Origin of the sequence: Streptomyces sp. ADI95-17 (assembly GCF_003846175.1) — a bacterium.
In the GTDB taxonomy this organism is placed as follows: Bacteria; Actinomycetota; Actinomycetes; order Streptomycetales; family Streptomycetaceae; genus Streptomyces; species Streptomyces sanglieri.
The window spans coordinates 211,138-212,999 of sequence record NZ_ML123044.1 but is presented as its reverse complement, the minus strand read 5'-3'; the positions used below and the strand labels follow the sequence as shown (position 1 = coordinate 212,999).

General features: G+C 58.7%; 2 protein-coding genes and 1 pseudogene. 2 read left to right on the top strand and 1 reads right to left on the bottom strand.

From position 1 onward, the window contains the following. Nucleotides 1-420, top strand: a 420-nt coding sequence (locus EES42_RS45915) for a hypothetical protein (protein WP_241196186.1), incomplete at its 5' end; no start/stop codon positions are given. A 282-nt stretch (nucleotides 421-702) separates the two neighbouring features. Next, complete coding sequence (locus EES42_RS00935) at nucleotides 703-1,152, top strand: Imm10 family immunity protein (RefSeq protein ID WP_124716186.1); 450 nt, start codon at nucleotides 703-705, stop codon at nucleotides 1,150-1,152. Between the two features lie 228 nt (nucleotides 1,153-1,380). Here the strand turns inward: EES42_RS00935 and EES42_RS00930 are convergent. Then, nucleotides 1,381-1,805 (bottom strand): annotated as a pseudogene (locus tag EES42_RS00930) (transposase); the annotation flags it as partial. Between the last annotated feature and the right edge of the window lie 57 nt (nucleotides 1,806-1,862).

Genomic DNA, 1,862 nt, shown 5'->3' with positions numbered 1-1,862 from the left:
GTGGCGGTGGCGGTGGCGGTGGCTGTGGTTTCTGGGACTTCCAATGCGGATGGGGCCAGCTCAAAGGGCAAGCATCGGATTTCTACTACGGCGTCGGAGAAGCTTTTTATGGGGCAATCGGGAATGTTCCTCGCACCGCAGAATATTTCGGATGGATATTCGACAGTGACTGTAGAGGAGGTGGCGAGGCAGGTGCTCCGGGATGTGACTACGGTGCTCAGTATGACGAGTGGATGGCCGATCAGGGATACGATGTTGGTTCTGACTCTTATCAAGTTCCGTCAGCGCTTGCTGCTTTCTTTGGTGCTGGGAAAATGGGGCGACCGAAGGGGAGTAAGGCTGGTCGAGGGAGTATGGCTGGAGTGGTCACGAATTCGACACACTTCGCCACTGTGGAGGTGCGTGATAAATATGGCGTAAGGAGGGTTTCGTACTCTCTCCGGAGCGGTGAGCAAACTCCAGAGGAAAAGGCTCTAAGTTTTCCTAATAATAGCCAGGCAAGTCACACGAAGGCTCGCGCTGGGCGCATGTCTGGTGGCAGTCCGACAGTGCATATTAATGGCGACAGGTTCGCCAATCTAGCTCCTGTGAGCCCTGGTGATACAGTGACAATCAATGCCATCAGGAGGCCCTGTAGCCAGTGTCAGGGGTCAATGACACGAGCGGCTCAGGAGACTGGGGCTACGTTTATATACCGTTGGGATGGAAAACAGTGGAGCACGGATGATGAGTGAGTCTCGACAGTGGGAGGTGCGAACTGTTACGTCCTCTCCTGATGTTCCGGATGATTGTTTCGTGGTGGGCATTTCAGAGGATACCGAAGGGAGCGAAAGGTATTTCATCTTTCAATCTCGACTGTCCGCTCCTTCAGCTCAGGCGCGTCGCCTTGAAATGGACTCATACTGTACTGTCACAGAGTCTGGTGATGTGAATTACGGAGGGCTGGAAAATGTTGTGATTACTCCTGCATCGATTACCCTCTATTTCAACGAAGAGGCGGTTGAGGAGCTTTCTCTGTCTGGGCGGAGGGTAACTCTTGGATTGGCGCCCGAGGTGGATGTTCCACTGCTAGTTTCAGGGTTGAGGAAGGTTCTGTTTTATGGAAATGCTGAGAAACATCCGCGTTTCCATGATCCGTTCGAGGAGGGGTGAGGGTGGGTGAGGTACGTTGATCCGAAGCGGTAGGGGTTCTGGGGCGTTGACCTCGACCTTTCGCGACGGTCCGTCGGTTTCTTCGGCGGGCCGTTTCGGCTGTTCGGGCCGGTGGTGGCCGGCCTGATGGCCTGGCTGTCGCATCGGGTGGGCGCCGGGTTCCACGGTTCCGGTCGGGCGGTGCCGCTCGCAGAGATGGGAACGTGCTGGTCAGCCGGGGTTCGGGAGGGCCTTGAGGACGGCCTCGTGGATGGCGTCGGTGATGCTCATGCCGACCGAGCACGACAGCCATCTGCCCCGCTGGGCGAGCCGGGATGTGAACGGGTGTGTTCCGCCCGCGGAGTCGGTACGGATCAGTGTCTGGCGTCCGCGCCGGTACTTCTTCGGCGGTTGCTCCAGGGCGAGTTCGGCTGTGGTGATGTGGTCGGCGGCGGTATTACTGCCTCGTTCCCGGGTCTGAGCAGGCCGACCACCGGCTTCCCGCTCTAACCGCTTCCGTGATCGACGAACCCCATCAGCGGGTGGTGGCCGAAGGTCTTCTTCCAGGTCGCGGTGGCGTCCTGTTCCTCGCAGTGGGCCAGCACGAGTACTCCGTCCAGACCAACGATCACCTGTCCTGCGGCGTCCGGGGCCGCAGTGTCGGCCATGTTCCAGCCGAACGACACCGCCTGCGGCGCCACGACCGGAACCGTCTAAACGCGGGTGAAGTG

What these genes read in the sequence shown, in the direction of transcription:
- EES42_RS00935 (WP_124716186.1), top strand. Translation starts at nt 703, where the DNA reads ATGGAAAACAGTGGAGCACGGATGATGAGTGAGTCTCGACAGTGGGAG.